Annotated in this window: 4 protein-coding genes; all 4 read right to left on the bottom strand. The window is 58.6% G+C overall.

Features of this window, described 5'->3' with window-relative positions:
* Window positions 1–369: 30S ribosomal protein S6 (gene rpsF / locus WA354_RS21285; protein WP_472815029.1), on the bottom strand; the 369-nt coding region annotated here is incomplete at its 3' end.
* A 150-nt stretch (window positions 370–519) separates the two neighbouring features.
* Window positions 520–1,155 (bottom strand): aminoacyl-tRNA hydrolase, encoded by a 636-nt coding sequence (gene pth / locus WA354_RS21280; protein WP_472815028.1) that lies wholly within the window; start codon window positions 1,153–1,155, stop codon window positions 520–522.
* Between the two features lie 6 nt (window positions 1,156–1,161).
* Window positions 1,162–1,875, bottom strand: coding sequence for a 50S ribosomal protein L25 (locus WA354_RS21275; RefSeq protein ID WP_472815027.1), 714 nt, complete (start codon window positions 1,873–1,875; stop codon window positions 1,162–1,164).
* A 228-nt stretch (window positions 1,876–2,103) separates the two neighbouring features.
* Window positions 2,104–2,863: ribose-phosphate pyrophosphokinase (locus tag WA354_RS21270; protein ID WP_472815026.1), on the bottom strand; the 760-nt coding region annotated here is incomplete at its 5' end.

Here is a 2,863-nt window from a genome sequence, read left to right as displayed (position 1 = left end):
GGCAGGAGATGCAGGCGATTCCGCGCTGACCTTGCGACGCGTGCCACGAAGAGCCTTTACCTTGGCAAGACGCTTCTCTTCCTCGTCAGTGCGCACGGTGATGAACTTGATGACCGGCTCCGAGACGCGGAGACGGCGCTCGAGCTCGAGCACCACGGGGCCGCCGGCCTCGATGGTCATCAAAATGTAGTTGCCGTCGTTGAATTTGCGGACGAGATAAGCGAGCTTGCGGCGGCCCATCTTCTCCACGTTCTTGACCACGCCGCCACCGTTGGTGACGTTGGTCGTGAAGCCAGCGATCAACTTGTCGACGTCTTCCTCGGCCACGTCGGGCCGAACGATGAACATAACCTCATATACACGAGACATCCGTATTCCCTCCCGCCGCTTGCGCGGCAGTGATTAGTTATCAGCGAACAGTGATCAGAAAATGCTACCGATTCTGTTCCTGAATCTCTTCCTTCCGCAAATTACCAGTCATAAGCTGTTTGACTCTGACCACTGAACACTGATCACTGATCACTGTTCTTTGCGGTTAAATTCGTTCATTGCGGGGCCTGGTCCATCCTGGATGATGCGCCGGGTGGCGGTTGCCACCTTGTCGAGCACTTCATCCAACTTGCCCAGGTCCGCCTTGCGCATGGGCGAAAGCAGGTAATCCCTGCCCGGCCTTTTCCACCCCACCTCCTCTTTGGCTTCAGGGGGAAGATCCAGCCCAACTCCTATACGCAACCGCAACCAGTCCTGGCTGCCCAGGGCATTGGTTACGCTGCGGGCTCCGTTGTGTCCCGCGGGCGAACCACGCTCCCTGATCTTGAATGTTCCCAGCACCAGATCCAGCTCGTCGTAGATCACGAGCAGATCTCGTGCCGGGTCCACCTCGAACTCCCGAATCAGACCGGCCAGTGAAAGCCCGCTGAGATTCATAAATGTCTCCGGTTTAGCCAGGATCGTTTCGCGCCCTGCGATCCGGCAGGTTGCGGTAACGGCCCGGCAGCGCCGGTTTGCGACCACAACGCCCTCTTGTTCAGCGATGCGGTCAATTGCCATGAACCCCGCGTTATGCGGTGTCCATAAGTACTCGAGTCCGGGATTGCCGAGCCCCACGACAAGGAAGGGCCCGGTCCGAACTCCGGAATCGTTCGTGTCTTCCACCGGTGCTTACTTCTTTGCTCCGGCAGCGGGTGCCTTGGCGGCGCCTTCTGCCGCGGCAGTTTCTGTCTTGCCCTTCTTGGCCACTTCTGGCTCGGTGGGTGTAGCACCGGCCTCCCCGACAGCAGGCAATTCGCCCTCGGCCGGAGCTGCCACTACTTCTTCACGGATCGTGACGACGTGAGCCACCGTTGCGTCTTCGTTATTCAGGTACTTGATCTTGTCGGAGTGCGGCAGATCGCTCACGCGCAGCACGCCGTGCATCGCGAGTCCGCTGACATCGACGTCGATGTGGTTCGGAATGTCGGCCGGCAAGCATTCAATTTCAACTTCGCGCAGCACCTGGTCGAGGATTCCACCCTCGGTCTTTACACCAACGGGCACGCCGAGCAGCTTGACCCGTACGCTGACGCGCAGGGTCTTGTCGAGCGCGATGCGCTTCATATCGATGTGGATCAGCTTGTCATTGATGGGCTCGCGCTGCCAGTCGACGATCATGGCCTTGGCCGTGGCAGAGCCCGCAACCTCGACATCGAAGATGGTGTTGTGGCCGGTCTCGGAAAAGAGGATCCGCGAGATCTGCTTGGGATCGACTTCGACGGCGACCGCATCGTGGCCTGCCCCATAAAGAACGGCGGGAATCTTGCCGGCAACACGCACGCGGCGCGCTGCATTCTTATTGAACTTGCCCTCGCGGGGCTTGGTTACGATAACTTCAGGCATTCGAATCTCTCATTTCTGTATTCGGGCACGGGCGTTTTGAAGTGCCGCTCCCTTTGTTGGGAAGCTTGCGAGCTATTAGCTTTTAGCCAGTAGCTTTCAGCTTCATGTTGCTGATCGGTGATGAATCAACTTTGTCTGAGGCATCACTTTGTCTCCTTGGCTCAATCGCGAAGGTCGATCTTCAAATTGCTCGAGCTAAGAGCTAATGGCTAATAGCTAAAGGCTGCTTTACGAGAACAACGTACTGACGCTGGTCTCCATGTGGATGCTCTCAATGGCTGCACCTAAAAGGCCGGCGATGGAGAGCACTTTAATCTTGGGCAACTTCTGCGCAGCTTCGCGCAATGGAATGGTGTTAGTGACTACGACCTGTTCCAGGCGGGAGTTGGCAATTCTGTCAATGGCCGGTCCTGAGAGCACAGCGTGGCTGGCGCATGCATAAACGGCTGCGGCGCCGTTCGCGTAAAGTGCGTCCACGGTCTTCACGAGGGTTCCGGCGGTGTCGATAATGTCGTCGATGATGAGGGCGTTTTTGCCGGCAACATCGCCGACCACGTTCATGACTTCAGCAACATTGATGTCGGTGCGGCGCTTGTCGACGATGGCCAGCGGTGCGCCCATCTTCTGCGCAAAATGCCGCGCACGTTCCACGCCGCCCGCGTCGGGCGAGACCACGGTGAGGTTAGGGAGCGCGAGCGACCGGAAATGACTCACCAGCACCGGGCTGGCGAACATGTGATCCACGGGGATGTTGAAAAATCCCTGAATCTGGGCGGCGTGCAGGTCAACGAAGAGAGCCCGGTTGGCGCCAGCGGTAGTAAGCAGATCGGCGATGAGCTTGGCGCTGATGGCGACGCGCGGGCGGTCCTTGCGATCCTGGCGCGCGTACCCGTAATAGGGGACGACCGCAGTGATGCGGGCGGCCGAGGCGCGTTTGAGTGCGTCGATCATGACCAGCAATTCCATCAGATTCTGGTCGACGGGATAG

The organism is Occallatibacter sp. (genome assembly GCF_049802275.1).
In the GTDB taxonomy this organism is placed as follows: domain Bacteria; phylum Acidobacteriota; class Terriglobia; order Terriglobales; family Acidobacteriaceae; genus Telmatobacter.
This window is presented reverse-complemented; position numbering and strand designations above follow the sequence as displayed.